Source organism: Gilvimarinus sp. DA14 (assembly GCF_024204685.1).
GTDB lineage: Bacteria > Pseudomonadota > Gammaproteobacteria > Pseudomonadales > Cellvibrionaceae > Gilvimarinus.
In genome coordinates, this window is the sequence record NZ_CP100350.1 from 590,365 (window position 1) to 605,842 (window position 15,478).

At 48.2% G+C, this 15,478-nt stretch carries 16 protein-coding genes; 5 read left to right on the top strand and 11 right to left on the bottom strand.

Annotated elements, in window-relative coordinates; all coding sequences use genetic code 11:
• Window positions 1-2 precede the first annotated feature (2 nt).
• From glgA to NHM04_RS02410, 3 genes are all read left to right on the top strand, one after another.
• Window positions 3-1,484, top strand: coding sequence for a glycogen synthase GlgA (gene glgA / locus NHM04_RS02400; protein WP_254265460.1), 1,482 nt, complete (start codon window positions 3-5; stop codon window positions 1,482-1,484).
• 546 nt (window positions 1,485-2,030) lie between these two features.
• On the top strand, window positions 2,031-2,984 hold the full coding sequence (locus NHM04_RS02405) for a GlxA family transcriptional regulator (protein ID WP_254265461.1): 954 nt from the start codon (window positions 2,031-2,033) through the stop codon (window positions 2,982-2,984).
• Between the two features lie 21 nt (window positions 2,985-3,005).
• Window positions 3,006-4,034 carry a DJ-1/PfpI family protein gene (locus NHM04_RS02410; protein WP_254265462.1) on the top strand — a complete coding sequence of 343 codons (1,029 nt, stop codon included), beginning with the start codon at window positions 3,006-3,008 and terminating at the stop codon, window positions 4,032-4,034.
• Window positions 4,035-4,224: 190 nt separating this feature from the next.
• Here NHM04_RS02410 and NHM04_RS02415 read toward each other — a convergent pair whose 3' ends face one another.
• Window positions 4,225-4,677: a DUF3592 domain-containing protein gene (locus NHM04_RS02415; RefSeq protein ID WP_254265463.1), complete on the bottom strand. Its 453-nt coding sequence runs from the start codon at window positions 4,675-4,677 to the stop codon at window positions 4,225-4,227.
• A 1,109-nt stretch (window positions 4,678-5,786) separates the two neighbouring features.
• Between NHM04_RS02415 and NHM04_RS02420 the strand changes: the two genes are divergently transcribed.
• Complete coding sequence (locus NHM04_RS02420; protein WP_254265464.1) at window positions 5,787-6,128, top strand: transposase; 342 nt, start codon at window positions 5,787-5,789, stop codon at window positions 6,126-6,128.
• Window positions 6,129-6,282: 154 nt separating this feature from the next.
• Here the strand turns inward: NHM04_RS02420 and NHM04_RS02425 are convergent, their stop codons facing one another.
• From NHM04_RS02425 to NHM04_RS02450, 6 genes are all read right to left on the bottom strand, one after another.
• Window positions 6,283-7,680 carry a tetratricopeptide repeat protein gene (locus tag NHM04_RS02425; RefSeq protein ID WP_254265465.1) on the bottom strand — a complete coding sequence of 466 codons (1,398 nt, stop codon included), beginning with the start codon at window positions 7,678-7,680 and terminating at the stop codon, window positions 6,283-6,285.
• A 183-nt stretch (window positions 7,681-7,863) separates the two neighbouring features.
• Complete coding sequence (locus tag NHM04_RS02430; RefSeq protein WP_254265466.1) at window positions 7,864-8,418, bottom strand: 2OG-Fe(II) oxygenase; 555 nt, start codon at window positions 8,416-8,418, stop codon at window positions 7,864-7,866.
• Window positions 8,408-8,998 (bottom strand): 2OG-Fe(II) oxygenase, encoded by a 591-nt coding sequence (locus tag NHM04_RS02435; protein WP_254265467.1) that lies wholly within the window; start codon window positions 8,996-8,998, stop codon window positions 8,408-8,410. The genes NHM04_RS02430 and NHM04_RS02435 overlap by 11 nt, the downstream gene beginning before the upstream one ends.
• Window positions 8,999-9,004: 6 nt before the next feature.
• Window positions 9,005-9,508 carry a hypothetical protein gene (locus tag NHM04_RS02440; protein WP_254265468.1) on the bottom strand — a complete coding sequence of 168 codons (504 nt, stop codon included), beginning with the start codon at window positions 9,506-9,508 and terminating at the stop codon, window positions 9,005-9,007.
• Window positions 9,509-9,611: 103 nt separating this feature from the next.
• Entirely contained in the window at window positions 9,612-10,316 is a 705-nt protein-coding gene (locus tag NHM04_RS02445) for a GIY-YIG nuclease family protein (protein WP_254265469.1), read from the bottom strand.
• Between the two features lie 846 nt (window positions 10,317-11,162).
• Complete coding sequence (locus tag NHM04_RS02450) at window positions 11,163-12,014, bottom strand: ATP-binding protein (protein WP_254265470.1); 852 nt, start codon at window positions 12,012-12,014, stop codon at window positions 11,163-11,165.
• Between the two features lie 132 nt (window positions 12,015-12,146).
• Here NHM04_RS02450 and NHM04_RS02455 point away from each other — a divergent pair, with 132 nt between their 5' ends.
• Window positions 12,147-12,731, top strand: coding sequence for a response regulator (locus NHM04_RS02455; RefSeq protein WP_254265471.1), 585 nt, complete (start codon window positions 12,147-12,149; stop codon window positions 12,729-12,731).
• A gap of 156 nt (window positions 12,732-12,887) precedes the next feature.
• Here NHM04_RS02455 and NHM04_RS02460 read toward each other — a convergent pair whose 3' ends face one another.
• From NHM04_RS02460 to NHM04_RS02475, 4 genes are read right to left on the bottom strand one after another with little or no spacing between them, the layout of a single operon-like run.
• Window positions 12,888-13,733 (bottom strand): ion transporter, encoded by an 846-nt coding sequence (locus NHM04_RS02460; RefSeq protein ID WP_254265472.1) that lies wholly within the window; start codon window positions 13,731-13,733, stop codon window positions 12,888-12,890.
• A 9-nt stretch (window positions 13,734-13,742) separates the two neighbouring features.
• Entirely contained in the window at window positions 13,743-14,057 is a 315-nt protein-coding gene (locus NHM04_RS02465; RefSeq protein ID WP_254265473.1) for a DUF3012 domain-containing protein, read from the bottom strand.
• Between the two features lie 6 nt (window positions 14,058-14,063).
• Window positions 14,064-15,044 carry a porphobilinogen synthase gene (hemB, locus tag NHM04_RS02470; protein ID WP_254265474.1) on the bottom strand — a complete coding sequence of 327 codons (981 nt, stop codon included), beginning with the start codon at window positions 15,042-15,044 and terminating at the stop codon, window positions 14,064-14,066.
• A gap of 3 nt (window positions 15,045-15,047) precedes the next feature.
• Window positions 15,048-15,473: a hypothetical protein gene (locus NHM04_RS02475; protein WP_254265475.1), complete on the bottom strand. Its 426-nt coding sequence runs from the start codon at window positions 15,471-15,473 to the stop codon at window positions 15,048-15,050.
• Between the last annotated feature and the right edge of the window lie 5 nt (window positions 15,474-15,478).

Consider the following 15,478-nt stretch of genomic DNA (forward strand, 5'->3'; position numbering starts at 1 on the left):
GTTTGAAAATTTTATTTGTTTGCAGCGAAGCTTATCCGTTAATCAAGACCGGCGGCCTCGGGGACGTAGGCGGCGCCCTGCCCCGTGCGCTGTTAAAACGCGGCGCTCAAGTGCGCCTGCTGCTGCCTGCCTATGGCGCCGTGATGAGCAAAGCCAAAGACGCTGGCCTAAAACTACTGCTTGAGTTTGAATGTGACGGCGCGCCGGTAAAGCTGTGGCAAACCCGCCTGCCGGGCAGCCGTGTGGTAACCTGGCTGGTGGATATCGCTGAGTTTTCCGCTCGCGATGGCGGCCCCTATGGCGACCATACCGGCGCCGACTGGCACGACAACGCCTGGCGCTTTTACCTGTTTAGTCGTGTCGCCGAGCTGATTTCCACCGCTCAGTTAAGCCTCGATTTTACTCCCGAGATAACCCATTGCCACGATTGGCAAACCGGCCTGGTGCCCGCCCTGTTAAGCCGCCATACCAAGCGCCCGGCCACGGTATTTACCATTCACAATCTGGCCTATGGCGGTATTTTTAACTACGAAACCTTTGCCTCGTTGCGCCTGCCCGAAGACTGGTGGCACCACGAAAAGCTCGAGTTTTGGGGGAATTTTTCCTACTTAAAAGCCGGCCTGGTCTACGCTGACAAAATTACCACCGTCAGCCCCAGCTACGCCGAAGAAATACAAACACCTGAGTTTGGCCAGGGGCTAGAGGGCTTGTTATCCCACCGCAAGGCCGATTTACTGGGTTTAATTAACGGCATTGATACGCAAACCTGGAACCCAGGCAGCGATGCTTTTATACCCAGCAAATACACCCGCCGCAGCTTAAAACGCCGCATGGCAAATAAACTTGCGCTGCAGCAAGAACGAAAACTGCCAGTAAACGAAAACATTCCCCTGTTCGGATTTGTCGGCCGCCTAGTTGAGCAAAAAGGTGTCAGCCTGATACTGGAAGCCATCAAGCCACTACTCGCTGCAGGCGAGTGTCAACTTGTAGCCGTAGGCACCGGCCAGCGTGAATACGAACAGGGCCTATTAGCGCTACAGGAAGAATTTCCCGACGCAGTAGCTGTCACCATCGGCTACAGCGAACCGCTTTCTCACTGGGTAGAAGCCGCCTGCGATATTTTCCTAATGCCCTCGCTGTTCGAGCCCTGCGGCCTAAACCAAATGTACAGCCAGCGCTATGGCGCACTGCCCATATGCCACTATGTGGGCGGATTGCGCGATACCGTCGTCAACTTTTGCCAACCCCAGCTAGACGCCTACTTAAACGGCAGCTTAAGCGTTAGCGACATAGATGAAACCGGCTTTTTATTTCGCGAACCCAGCGCCGAGGCTTTAGCCCAATGCATCCACCGCGCCCTCGCCTGCTACCAACAGCCAGAGTTGTGGCAAGCGCTACAGCTCAACGCCATGCATAAGGACTTTAGCTGGCAACAGTGTTGTGAAGGGTATATGGAGCTTTATCGGGAATTGCTGGAGGAATAATGGCCGGCTCTGTACGGCTAGTGCGCCGTGTCTCGAACGCTTCGAACGTCCATATTACATAAATCAAAAGGCTCACCTTCTCTAGAGCCCCATGCCACTGACGGGGACTTTTGATATGCGCGAGTTGTCGCGCGGGCAAGTCACTTTTCTTTGTTTGGGCAAAGCAAACTAACGAAAAGAAAGCCCACCCCGGCTACCAGCCCTGCGGGTTTCCTCTCTCCAACCGATTTTAGAAGGCCGTATCGACACGCCTTCCCTGGCGTGGCGATACTTGCGTACACGTCCATGCGTACTTACCCCCTAAAATAGGTTTCTACTCGGCTGTATGCAGGGGGATTGAAAGCGGCGCTTCGTAGCTAAGCTGGATACCAAGCTGTAGTTTCTATTTACCCACGGAGGTCGGTTCGAAACAATTCAAAACCGAAGAATCCTGTCACGTTTTCACTTCACAACGTTGAAATCCACCATGGCCGAAAACGTCGGGTATTTGTCATTCCAGCCATATATCCTTATGCTACTGTACTGCGTTAATGACAGGACAGATTCATGCAGATAGGTTTTCTATTATTTGACGGTTTTCAGACCATGGATATCGCGGGGCCGCTAGATGCACTGGACTTAGCGAATCAGTGGTTGGCGGAGCAGCGTGAGCCTCCACTATTTGAGCTGAAGTTTATCTCCCAGGCGAACAAGAAGCTTACCAGCGAACCCGGACTAACTTATGTCGCGGACATTAGTTTAAACGATGTAGAGACCTTAGATTGGTTAATCATCCCCGGCGGTAAAGGCACCCGCGAGTTGATGAATCAACCCGAAACTTTGCGAAAAATCATCGAACTGAGTACCAAAGCATCGAGGGTCATATCGATCTGTACTGGAGCCTATATTCTTGCCGCGACCGGACTAATAGACGGGCAGTCATGTTGCTCCCACTGGCGTTTTATCGATGATTTAGCGCAACGCTTTCCCAAGGTAAAATTTGATTCAAACTCTTTATACACAGTTCACGATAAGTATTTATCGTCAGGGGGCTTATCCACAGGTATCGATTTAACCCTATGGTTGATTGAGCAGGAACTGGGCAAGCAAGCGGCTCAATATGTGGCAAGAAATCTAGTGGTCTATTTACGCCGCAGTGGCGACCAGTCCCAATTCTCGTCAGCGCTTAGCGTACAGTCAATGGACTCTCGGTTTTCAAAACTCCAGGACTGGCTAATGGATAACCTGAACAAAGCCATCACTATTGAAGACATGGCAGACCAAGTGGCATTAAGCCCAAGGCAGTTCCGACGGGTCTTCAGCGAGCAAATTCAGCTATCACCCAAAGAGTATCTTGACCAAATCCGACTAGATCGAGGGCGTAACCTACTACTCAGCACTCATATGCAAATAGAAGATATTGCGCGACAAACAGGCTTCTCCGACAGTGACGTGTTTCGTCGGAGATTTAAAAAGCAATTCGACATTACCCCCGGGGAATACCGCAAACACTTTTGTTAAAAATAGAAAAAGGACTACAGTATGTTTTTTGCAGTAAAGCAATCCATGGCTCTTGTTTTTCTTCTCACTTGGTGCATTTGTGCCGCAGCCGAGCCCCCGCACGGCGACAGACAGCATAATTCGCACGACTCAGCCGCTAATAACATAGAAACGGTGGGCATTTTAATATACCCCGGCGTGCAGATCATTGACTTCACCGGCCCCTGGGAGGTGTTTGGCCACGCCGGCTACAAGGTCGCGACGGTGAGTAAAGAGGGGAAGACCTTGAGTACCTCAATGAACATGACCGTAGTGCCCGATTACAGCTTTGAAACAGCCCCGCAATTTGATGCCCTACTGATTCCTGGCGGCCATCACCACAATGCCTACGATGAGTCGACCTACAACTGGATTAAAAAACACGCTGAATCTGGTAAGACGATACTGTCTGTATGCACGGGATCATTTATTCTGGCTGAAGCCGGTTTACTAAAAGAACAAAAGGCGACCACTTTTTTCAAATTACTTGACCCTTTTGCAGAGAATTATCCTGAAACCCAGGTTATCCGCGATCAAAGATTTGTGGATAGCGGAAAAATCATCACCTCGGCTGGGCTCTCATCCGGCATAGATGCCGCCCTACATTTAGTGGCTAAAGATCAGGGACAGCGCGCCGCCCAAACCCTTGCCATGCACATTGAATACGACTGGGAGCCCGAGCAAGGCTTTGTGCGTGGAAAAATGGCCGACCGTTATATGCCGCATTTTTCATTACCTATCCCCGAAGCATTCACATTCCACCGCGAATATGCCTATGGTGACGAAAGTCATTGGTATGAGTCCTACATTGTGACGTTGGCGACATCCGACAATATAAAGCAGAAAACTGTCGATCTGGTCGAAGAACAAATGGCGGCCCTGAACGACTGGAAGCCACACCCCAAAAGCGACAGCATCTGGATCAAGCACTCCGAAGGCAAAGAGTGGCGCGTTTCCATGCAATACACCCCAATTACCAAAGATCAAAGCCTGCGCTATGATCTATCACTCGAGGAAGTAACAGACCAGTAATAAAAGTCAGGGGGAAATCTTGGCGCTTCTTATGCATCATGAATCGGAACAGTTTCAGTCAAGATTTTCCGGTCCTGTTCACGATTCTGTCCTTCGGCTGCGTAATTGAAAGTCAAACACCTGGCCCCTGCTCCCTTTGACCCTGGCTCCCTTAAAGTTAAGCCTTGCCACCAAGATTCTTTGATGCTAGTCATTGGAACGCTTTATTTATGCGAAACGCCACAAAAATAAATAGGCAACCAAAAACCATGGAGGTTAAATGTGGTCTCCGAATGCCGGCCTCTAACGATGCCTGCGCGTGATTTCTTGGGTTCACATAGATCTCTATATACTCTCCGACTCTATAACTTCGAGTTGGGCCAGAAAAACCAAAACCCACAAAGGAGGAAGTATACTCCCTCCCCGCAATCTCATAGGAGTAGCTAAACCGCCCTCCAGAGCCGCTATTGCTTAAATGGCGAGTAACGGACACAACAGAAACTCCCTTGTCATATGCCCCCTGAACTTTCGCCTGAATCGAGTGCCACGAACTAGCTTTAGCACTATTAAAACCGTTCCAAAGCGAACTCCCAACCAGAAACAAACCAGCCACCAGCGGTAATCCAATTAGCAATAGCTTGATAAATTTTAATTTAGTATTCATAGCATCCGTGGAGCCGAGTTAAAATAGACAAAGCCGAGCACCTACGCAATTTTTTGAATGACGCACAAGACCTGTAGTCAGGCTGTATATATTGCAGGCACTTAACACTATACATGTCAGTTTTAGGGTCTGCCGCGAGAATTTCTACGCAGTTGGTTATGTATTTCCAATTACGACGAACACTATTGATGACAACAACCCAAGAATAATAAGACCAAAACCCACATACGAATAACCCTTTGAGCTTTTACGCTGCCTAATCCACTTTAAGCGAAGGTAGTTATGAGCGAATAGCGATATTGAAGCGCCGAACCATAGACATGCCACAAAATACGCTTCATACGCATGAAACCAGATATACTTTGATCGACCAGGGAAAACCGACTTGCCATCCACAGCGAGAAAATATACAGCAAAGATAAAAATAGCAATTGGTAGTAGCAGACCCAACGCTGCTATCTGCAACTTTTCGAACCTATATAATCTTCTTTTTCTTTAATAAATATTCGAAGAGATCGAAGTGTGCGGAGTCAATGAGCTCTCCGGTACAGCGATTTCGATCGTCGAGGCGCCGTCTTAAGTTTTCGACTTGAAAATCGCGCCTAAACTGCTCAGTACCGAGCGCGGTTGCTCTATTTATTGTATCTCGGTTGCTTTGTAGCTCCCATCGAGGAAGCTTGTATTTGATAGGTTTTGGTAAATAGCTTACTACCCAGTTAAGCAGCGCCCCCAAACTAACCACTCTGACACCATTGATCACTCGTATGTCCTTCGGCTGCAACGATTCAAAATCAAAGACCTGGCCCCGGCTCCTCTTCTTACGGAGCTCGGGTGATTAATTGATTACCCTTGCACCACAATTCTTCTCTTTCAGAGGGAGTTTGCTTAGACATACAATGGTTGTTCAATTATCGAGAATAAGTCTGTTCACATTAAATTTAGCAACGGTATTAATGGCTGTATAACATATCGCCCCGTAGTCAGTGAGTGTCCCCAAGTTGTGGGTTAGATAGCCGTCCATACCCGATTAGGCGCCACCGAGGCTACCCCACGTTAGCACTGCGACCGCTGCCAAGGCGACCCAACCAGGGTGCCGACCACAGGTCCCGATGAAGGCGAACGTTGCACCACCCAAAATCAACGACTCTGACCCCATTGATCCCAAGCAAAAGCAGTCTGGAACATCGATCAATGGGCGAAGTAGCCTGTCACGCACTGGGCATAATGCTGCGAGGAAAGCTCTTTTTATGCCCGGCATGGTTGCCAAGCGCTTCAACCCCGTCATCATTGCAGCATCAAGAAGGATTGAGGCAAGAGGGCTGACTCCTAAAGCGATTATTGGCGTCAGCATGAGGAAGCTGGTTCACATGATCTACGGTGTCGTGAAGTCAGGAACCCATTTTAATGCGAAAATTCCACTTTCAGGTCTTGATCTTCAAAAGGGTATCTGACCCGATTGATCGCCTTTTGGCAAGCCCCGATTTTAGCAAAAAACGCCTTGTTTTTAGAGTTTTTCTACAGCCTCAACGCCACAAGAACCGGCGGTGCGACCATCCGATTGCTTTTCTTGTTATATGCTTTTTAGATTCAACGTTCATGGCCATATTAATTTCCTAGGCCCTCTAGGTTTGTTTTTATTAAACCAAAGACCATATGATCATCACTTAATGATTGAGAAAAACAATTACGGGCATCCTGGAAATTATTAATAGCCTTGTTTTTTTGTCCAACCGCCTGATGATATAGTCCTAGGTGATAGAGGATGTTTCCTTTGGCCTCAAGATCAAAAGTATAATTGTCTGCCACTCTAAGCATTGCAGGCTCTATTGATGAGAGCGCGTCATGTTCATCATATAAGTCCAGTAAATCCTGGCAAACCGTCGGATTTCTTGGGGCTAGTTCGAAGAAATCATCGACGGCTTTATCTAGCTTGGCCTCAGCTGCATTTGATATAAGACTCAGCTCAATATTTCCCTTTAGTGCCCCATAACTCGTTGGTAATATTTCAATACTTTTATTAAACTTTTCCTCTGCCTGCTCATACTCTTTAAGCCTCATTAATGTTTTGCCCTGCTCAATTAATATCTCGGCCTTTTCCACTTGGTCCTCGCTATTGGCTAAGTGATAGTCAAGTTCACTTAGCCTAGCCCGACTTACACTATCAGTATCAACATTGAAAGGCAGGGCTCTAGATATTATGTGCTGGAGCTTCTTAATGTTTTTTTCTCTAAGTTCTTCAGGAGTAAAGAGAACGCAGAAAAATATAGACTCCCCAAAATCTATAAAGCCAGTGTATTCTACTGTTGGGTATTCCTCTATTTCTATTGTTCTTAGTAATGTCTTGTACTTCTCTCTCTTGACGGTCTTTTGATAATTAATTTTTGCCTTTGGAAAATTCTTCAGCGTTTCAGACTCATGTAATGCTATGAATGAATCTAAATCACATATTTCCTCATTCTTACTGAAAATATTTAGATACATCCATTCATTTCGATTTCCGGCCTCTTCAAATGTAAGGCCTCGCTGATAAAGAGTTGCTAGAACGCCATCTCTTCTCTCTGCATCAATGACCCAGCCGAAAGGTGCAGGCAATATAACACCATGCCTTCCGCTATAAGGAAGCGCTCCGAATCCTTGAAATCGCTTTAGCTCATCAAAATTTAGAATGTCGAGCTCAACACGTGAAGGGTCATTATGGGCTCTAGCTATTGCAGCTTTTGAATATCCCTTTTGAGCAACTAGCAGGCCTTTATCTGCACCTACGTCTTGCATCATGCCTATAAAAGACTCTACTTCTTTTACATCGATAACTTCCGAAAAAAACTTTGCGTCCACCATTATTCTAATATTTTCGCCGGCAACAAAATCTTCTACCAGCATATCTATCTGTCTATCTACCTTTGAATATCTCCCTCGAACTTTGGCATCATGGGTGATATCAGCATCAGGATACATTTCCTGAAACTGCTGATGTATTTCCTTTTCATAGTCTTTCCAATTCACCTGAGGTTATTCCTATTCCTACTGATGCTTTTTACGTGCCATTTTGGACACCTCCATATAGGGCAAATATAACTATACAGGGTGTCTACTTTTTATGGGTAACTTGGGTGCATAACGCCACGCTCTGCGGAAAATTTGTAGCGCAGCGTAACATTTGTCCAGCAGCATCGCCTTGTTAAACGATTACTGGCAATTGTATCGAGCGCTAATCGTAACTCTTGTTTCTTTACATGGTCTTTGCGGAACTCCAGCTCGATGATAAATATTGGCGTGAAACAAGACTAGCCTGCCGGGTTTAACTGAAACGCATACCTTTGAATCCTTACTTGAATCAAAGAAAATAATTTCTCCACCCCAATCATGATGCCAATAACTATTTACAAAATATAGCGCAGAAATGACATCTGGATTCTCACAATCTTGATGAGTGAACGTATTACAGCCAAAGCGTAAATAATTTCCTAGCACCTTGTAACATACATATCGTTTGCCAAAAGCCTCAGAGATAGAATTCAAAATTGATTTCCCAAGATTCGTTAAAGAGAAATCCTTCTCCTCTAAATCAAACATGATTTCTCTAAACTTATTAGACTTTTCATTTGAGCAGCCAAGTATTGATACATCCGCCCTAATTAAGGCCTGATGAAGGTTTTCAACTTTATCCGTATCAGCTAATACATCAAAGATAAAAATATTACCGTCATCTATTGAATGCTTGCTTACTAACTTATGCTTCATTCCAACAGAACCTCAGATTAAGTGTTACTCGCATTTCTGGGCATGTTCGAAGAGGCAATCCAGGTCTATGAAGAGTATCATTCATAAACGCCACAACTCTACCTGGCTTCGGGCTGACTGTGATTTTGGCTTCATATTCTTCATCAAAAAATAGCAGTTCACCTCCCCAATTAGAGTCCCATTCAGTGTTTAAAAAACATAACATCGAAATTCCTTTTCCACTTTTGCGCTCATCCCTATGTGTAAAAGTAGCGTCTCCATACTGGAAGGCATTGCAAAACCCCCTTTCAAGCCAAACATCTTCGCAGCTGCATATTTCTTGAGCTATTTTTTTAAAAGTTGGATAAAGAGAGTGCTCTTTAAAGTCTTCAACATCTAGCTCAAACTGCAAATAGTCGCAAGGAACATCTCCTGCCAGCTTATGTAGCTTTTGATCATTTATTCTCCATGCTTTGTATGGAGCAGCAGTCAAAGCTAGTGAAAGTTTAGAAAAGGATTCATAATCAATAGCTCCATCAACAACCAAAACAGGGTTGTTGATGGAAATTGAGTCATTCCTTTCGACTATCTCAATACTCATGCCTAGTTAAAACCCTGAGTCTTTCATTTTCTTTAAGAGTTGAATGGGTTCTAAACCACCATTACCAAGCTTTGATACGGCATCTTCGAGAGCGGATAATTTCTGAGTGGATACATCTAGTTTTTTGCTAGCAGAAGTTGAATCTAATGCAACAATTCTTGAGTTTAAGACAATTTGGTCACGCCCTATAACATGAATAGCTACATGAGTAATACCATCATCCAATTCAATGTCTTTTAGAGCCCAAGAGACTGGCCTTCCCTGAAAATCCGAAGGCGATTCAATACTACCAACCATTTTGAGAGGCAGAGTGATATGGATTACATTATCGGATTCCATGGTGATAGTGCTAGGGGTTGAAACCTTCGCTTTATCCGCCTGATATAGTGCGTTTGGGACGAAAGCAAAGGCAGATATATCAATACCTTTATTACCTGGAAGTAACGATCCTTGCGGTTGGAAAAACGGAACGAAATTTCCTTCACTACCTAATTGATCTTCATTGTTCATGTTTATATCTCCTTTTAGTTTCATAGGTGGTCGATAAATCATGACCGTTTAACGCCCTTCAACAACGGCGCCGGCTCAGCCGGCGTCCGATTGCTTGAAATTGTTACGTGTTGACGGGCACAAACTCATGTTCTATTAAATCAATTATGGAGGCCACAGTTACAGTGCTTATGCTCAAAACTTTTGCGCCTCCCTTTTTTCCTTGCTCCACATCAAATCCGTGGTTTTCAAGGAACTCCTTGATGTCTTCGTAGACGTCTTTACTGCGACCAATAGATAGATGGTGCTTACCGGACTTCCTAGCATTTACATAGTATGTGAGCTGCTTTTCATCACTGAAAAATGTTGGTCCGGCAATACGCGAACTTGACCTCAACGGCTTAGAGAGAAAGTCTAAAATTTCACCAAGTAATATGTGGTCAGTCTTTTGCTTGCTCTCCACTTCTTTTTGCATAACGCTCTTTGTATAGGGATCATTACTCTGCTCGATGGGCACTTCTCTGGCACCGATAAGATTCATAATCGGATGCATGCGTTCTACCAGTGAGTCATCTCGGTCCACAAACCACTCACCTTCGATGCGACTATCATCCAGCAGCATATGCAGAGCAGTCTCAACTGCTCTGGCATCACTATGCTCCCAGGCAGCAATGCACTGAGCCTTTATTGGCGACTTGGTATTGCTGATCTGTTGCAACCGAGAACTAAGAGTTGCATTCCCTGCTCCAGTAACACCCACCTTCTTATATGGAATGTCAACATTGCCGCCAATATCTATGTGGCGCATTACGTAGATGATATTCTGCATTACTTAAAAGTTACTCCAATTTCGCAGAAACACGTAACATTTGTAGATCGCGCATGCGCGTTATCATTCCCTGAAACAGAATTAGGAATTGTACGCAGGCTTATGATTTATAAACTATTTAACCAATTTCTTGGACTTGGGAAGGAGAGGCAAAGTGAGCTTGCGCATAACGCCCAACACCGGCCTTATTATCTGTCAGGCTGTTGCAAAGCTACCTACGTTGCCGCTGCGGCGTTAAAAATAGCTTCAAACTGCTCATTTACTAAATGTAAACTCCGCGTTTTCACCGATTTTTGCCTTGCATCGGCTGCCTCGCCTACGTTTTTCAACGGCCTGTTCACCTTCCCAGTTGGTTAAGTGTCTGACTATAAACGTTTTTTAAATTAATGAAAACCGCAAAGCGAGCCAGCTTTGCAGGCAATACGTGCACTTTAGGCGGTAGCGGTCAAATATACCTGTATAAAAAGTCGCGCCTTAAAGGTGAGATAGAAAACCTCAGCCAACTACGAAGCACCGCTCTTAGAATCCCCTGCATCCAGCCGAGCGAAGGCCTATTTTAGGGCGGTAAGTATGCATGGACGCGTACGCAAGCATCGCCACGCCAGGGACGGCGTGTCGATGCAGCCCCCTAAAATCGGCCGTAGCGAGGGCACCCAACGGGCTGAATGCCGGGGTGGGCTTTCTTTTCGTTAGTTTTCTTTGCCCAAACAAAGAAAAGTGACTCGCCCGCCCGGCGACCCGGGCAAACAAAAAGTTACCGCCTCCGGCGGCGCAATTTGTCTAGACACCGGTTCAAGGCCGATGATGATAAAACAGCGGCAGCTCAATGACTCGCGCCAGCGAAACCTAAACCCCCGCTCCCCCCACATAATCCCTAGCAAACTGCCAAGCCACCCTGCCGCTCCGCGACCCACGGGTCATACTCCAACGCAAAGCCGCCGCACGAACCTCATCACTCCACTGCCCGCCTAAGTACTCCACCCAATACTCACAGGCGGCAAAGTACTCGTCCTGGCGAAACGGATAAAAAGTGAGCAAAAGTCCAAAACGCTCCGACAGCGATGTTTTCTCTTCCATGCTGTCGCCGGGGCGAATTTCTCCGTCCACCTGCTCGGTTTCCAGGTTATCGCTCATTTTGTGGGGCAGCAAATGGCGGCGGTTACTGGTGGCGTAAAACAGGATATTGTCACCCGGAGCGCGGATAGAGCCATCCAGAGCTGACTTGAGGGCCTTGTAGTGGTGCTCGCCCTCTTCGAACGATAAGTCATCGCAAAACACAATAAAGCGTTCGGGCCGTTTTGCCAAAATAGTCAGTAGCTGGCCCAGGTCTTTTAAGTCTGGCTTGTCGATTTCAATCAGCTTGATGGCGTTTTTGTGCTGATACCAGCAGGCTTTAATCAGCGTGGATTTACCCGTGCCCCGCGAGCCGGTTAGGAGAATATTATTGGCGGGTTTACCCGCTGCATACTGGGCGGTGTTACGCAAGATGGCTTGTTTCTGCCGGTCGACGTTTTGCAGCGCATCGAGGGGAATATGGTGCGGGTTGTCGACGGCTTCCAGGTAGCCACCGCGGGGATGAGAGCACCAGTAGAAGGCGTCGGCATCCCACTGGGTTTGTGGTGGCAGTGGCGGAATAAAGTGATCCAGGCGATCCAGCAGACGATCAACTTTGGATAAAACATCGGACAACTCGGCCATAGGGCTCTCCTGGAGGGCGCGAAAACAAGGCGCTCACAATAGCAAGTGAAGCGGGAAAATCAAGCGCTCTGCACCTGTGAGATTTACTGAATTTTGATCTATAGTGTGGTTAGAATTTGAGGCCGAGCACTTATGCAGTTTACTCCCCAGGAAAAATCGTTAATTACTCAGACACTACAGCAACGCTGCGACTGGCTAGCCAAGAAACTCAGTCAGATGGATACAGGCGAAGCCAAGCAACAGGCGCAGACCGTCAAGCAGGAGTTGGACGCTATTATTCAGAAAGTCTCCCGCGCCGAAGCCGCCGCAGACACGACTACGGCGCTGGCGGCCGAGGATTTACGAATACTGGTGGTAGATGACGACGAGGCGGTGACCCAGTTGCTGGCCACCATGCTAGAGGGCCTGGGCTTTTGCAATATTGATATCGCCCACGACGGCCAAGCCGCGATTAAGTTTATGTACGACACGCCTCTGCCCTATCACCTGATTTTGTCGGACTGGAATATGCCGATTAAGAGTGGCCTGGAAGTACATGCGGCAATGCAGGCCTCAGACAGGTACACCAACTCGGTGTTTGTGATGACCACCGCCGTTACTCAAGCGAGCCAAATTCGCGAGGCGATTGAGCGCGGGGTCAGCGATTATTTGGCCAAACCCCTGTCGGGCGAGGCGCTGGAGCGCAAGTTAAAGCGGCTGTTTCCGGGCGTAATCTAGGCCTGCATGGATAAACCTCAGTGTTTGGTATCTGGGCCACCGGCGCTGTGCAGAATGCTTATTTAGTCGTGCAAGGCTGCACTCCGGCGGCACCTTTACCTTTGCGCGGTGCTCGCGATGCCTTTGTGCGGTGCTCGCGATGCTGAGAGAGCTCCCCTACTCTTTCTTATTCTGCGCCAAAAGCTCATCCACCGATTTTTGCAGCTGAATAAGCTGGGCTTCAAGCTCGGAGCGGGCGGGCTGCTCGCCCTCTTCTTCGATTTGGCGGGCGCGATTTTCCGACTCAATCACATTGACCACAATGCCGATAATCATATTCAAAAAGGCAAAGGCGGTTAAAAAGATAAAACTGACGTAGAACATCCAGCTGAGCGGATACTCGGCCATGGTTTCGTACATAACGTCGGTCCAATCCTCGAACGTCATAATACGAAACAAGGTCAGCATACTGATGGCAATATCACCCCAGAGCACCTCGTTAACCTCGGCAAAAAAGAAGCTGCCCACGGCGCCGTAGATATAAAAAATAATAAACATTAAAAGCGCCACATACCCCAGCTGCGGCAAGGCTTTAATCAGCGAGCTGAGCAGCATCCGCAGCTCGGGGATAATGGACACCATCCGCAGCACCCGGAACACGCGAATTAAGCGCCCTACCAGTGCCATCTCGCTGTCTTCGATAGGCACCAGGCTGATCACTACGATAAGAGTGTCGAATATATTCCAGCCGGATTTAAAAAAGTCGCGCTTGCGCGGCTCACCGATAAAGCGAATGGTGATTTCAAACAGAAAAAACAGCGTGATTAACCAATCAAGGACCACGATGACCTGCGACAGCAGCGGCGGAATATCGTAAGTTTTGGCACCGATAACCAGCGCCGAAAACACAATAATGGACACCACAAAAAGCTCAAAGGCTTTGTTGCTGCGCAGGCGATGAAACTTCGCCTGGACACTGTTGGGGTCGAAATGCAGTTCGGACAAATCAGAATGACCGCTCACAGGTTAGCCCTACTGGTAAATACAATGCTGAGAAAACAGACGCGCGTCGGCGTCGGACCATTCGCCATCCGGTGTTGCCATCATGGCCTCACACCAGGCCTCTGAGCCTGGCTCGGCGTCGGCATCCGGCACCAAAGTGGCGTTGCTGCCACTGATTTGCGGGACCACCGCCAGCGGCTCTTTGGGGGCAGTTGATTCACTCTGTGGCGCTGCGGCAGGCTCAGGGGCTGGAGCGGGTGTAGTCGCCAAAATATACAGCCCCACCGCCAGGGTACAGACGCCAATAATGGTCGCCACTAAGGCGATAACAAGTGATTTATTCATGGGTGTTTACTTCGCATCGCCGGCGGTGAGCCAGCGCGCCAAATCAGAGGCGTAGTAGGTAATAATCAAGTTGGCGCCAGCGCGCTTGAACGCCAGCATGGTTTCCAGCACTATGGCTTTTTCATCGATAACCCCGGCGGCCGCTGCCGCTTTGATCATCGCGTATTCACCGCTAACGTGATAAACCGCAAGCGGCAAAGCGCTGTGCGCGCGAATATCGGCAATAACATCCAGATAGGCAATGCCGGGTTTTACCATTAGCAAGTCCGCCCCTTCGACTTCGTCTTCCAGCGACTCGGCCAAGGCTTCGCGGCCGTTGGCCGGGTCCATCTGATAGGTATTGCGGCTGCCCTTAAAGGTGCTGTCTACCGCATCGCGAAACGGGCCGTAAAAAGCCGAGGCAAATTTGGTGGAATAGGACATTACCGGAATATGGCTAAAGCCACTGCTGTCCAGCGCCTCGCGAATAGCGCTGATCATGCCGTCCATCATGCCAGAGGGCGCGATCATATCGACCCCGGCGCGGGCGCAGGTGACCACCTGTTTTTGCAGGTTTTTAAGAGTTTTGTCGTTGTCTACGTCGTGATTGCACACCACACCGCAGTGGCCGTGGCTGGTGTACTCGCAAAAGCAGTTATCGCTAATGATCAGCATCTCGGGCACAGCGGCCTTGGCAATGCGAATCATGCGTGCCAGTAAACCGTCTTCGCGCCAGGTATCCGAGCCTATGTCGTCTTTGTTATCGGACACGCCAAACAAGAGTACCGCTTTAATACCCAATTGCCAGGCATTTTGCACGGCGTCTGCCAGCTGGTCTTCCGGGTAGCGCACTACTCCGGGCATGCTGTCGATGGTGACCGGCTCGCTGATGCCTTCCTGCACAAAAATAGGCAGAATCAAATCATCAATACTGAGCTGGTTTTCGCGCACCAAATCGCGAATGGCCGGGGTGCGACGGCGGCGGCGAAAACGAATAGCTTGGTTCATAAATCAGGCTCTTAAGTAATCTTCATGGCTCCACTGGCACTGGACGAACATATCGCCAGAGCCGGGCACGTGAAAGTTGCGGCTGCTCTCCCAGCTAAAGGTGTGGGTGCCGTAGAGTTCAGTTTCAAGGTGGACGGTGGCTGAGACCCAGTACATTTGACTGAGCAAGCCTTCAAATTGCTCTATCCACTGGTTCCATTCGTATTCGACCGCTTTATAAGAGGCGCCGAAATGCATCACCTCGGTTTGATAATTGGTGCTTAGCACACGCTGCTCGGGGATGGAGAACATCTCCTGACAGAGAAATGGCCACTGCTCGGCCCGGGGCAACGCCAGCATGGCCTCGCGATTGACCCGCAGCCGATCGCCCTGCCCGGTACCAACAATGCTGTCTTTGATGCAACCGTAGACAATCGATTCCTGATCCATTGAGC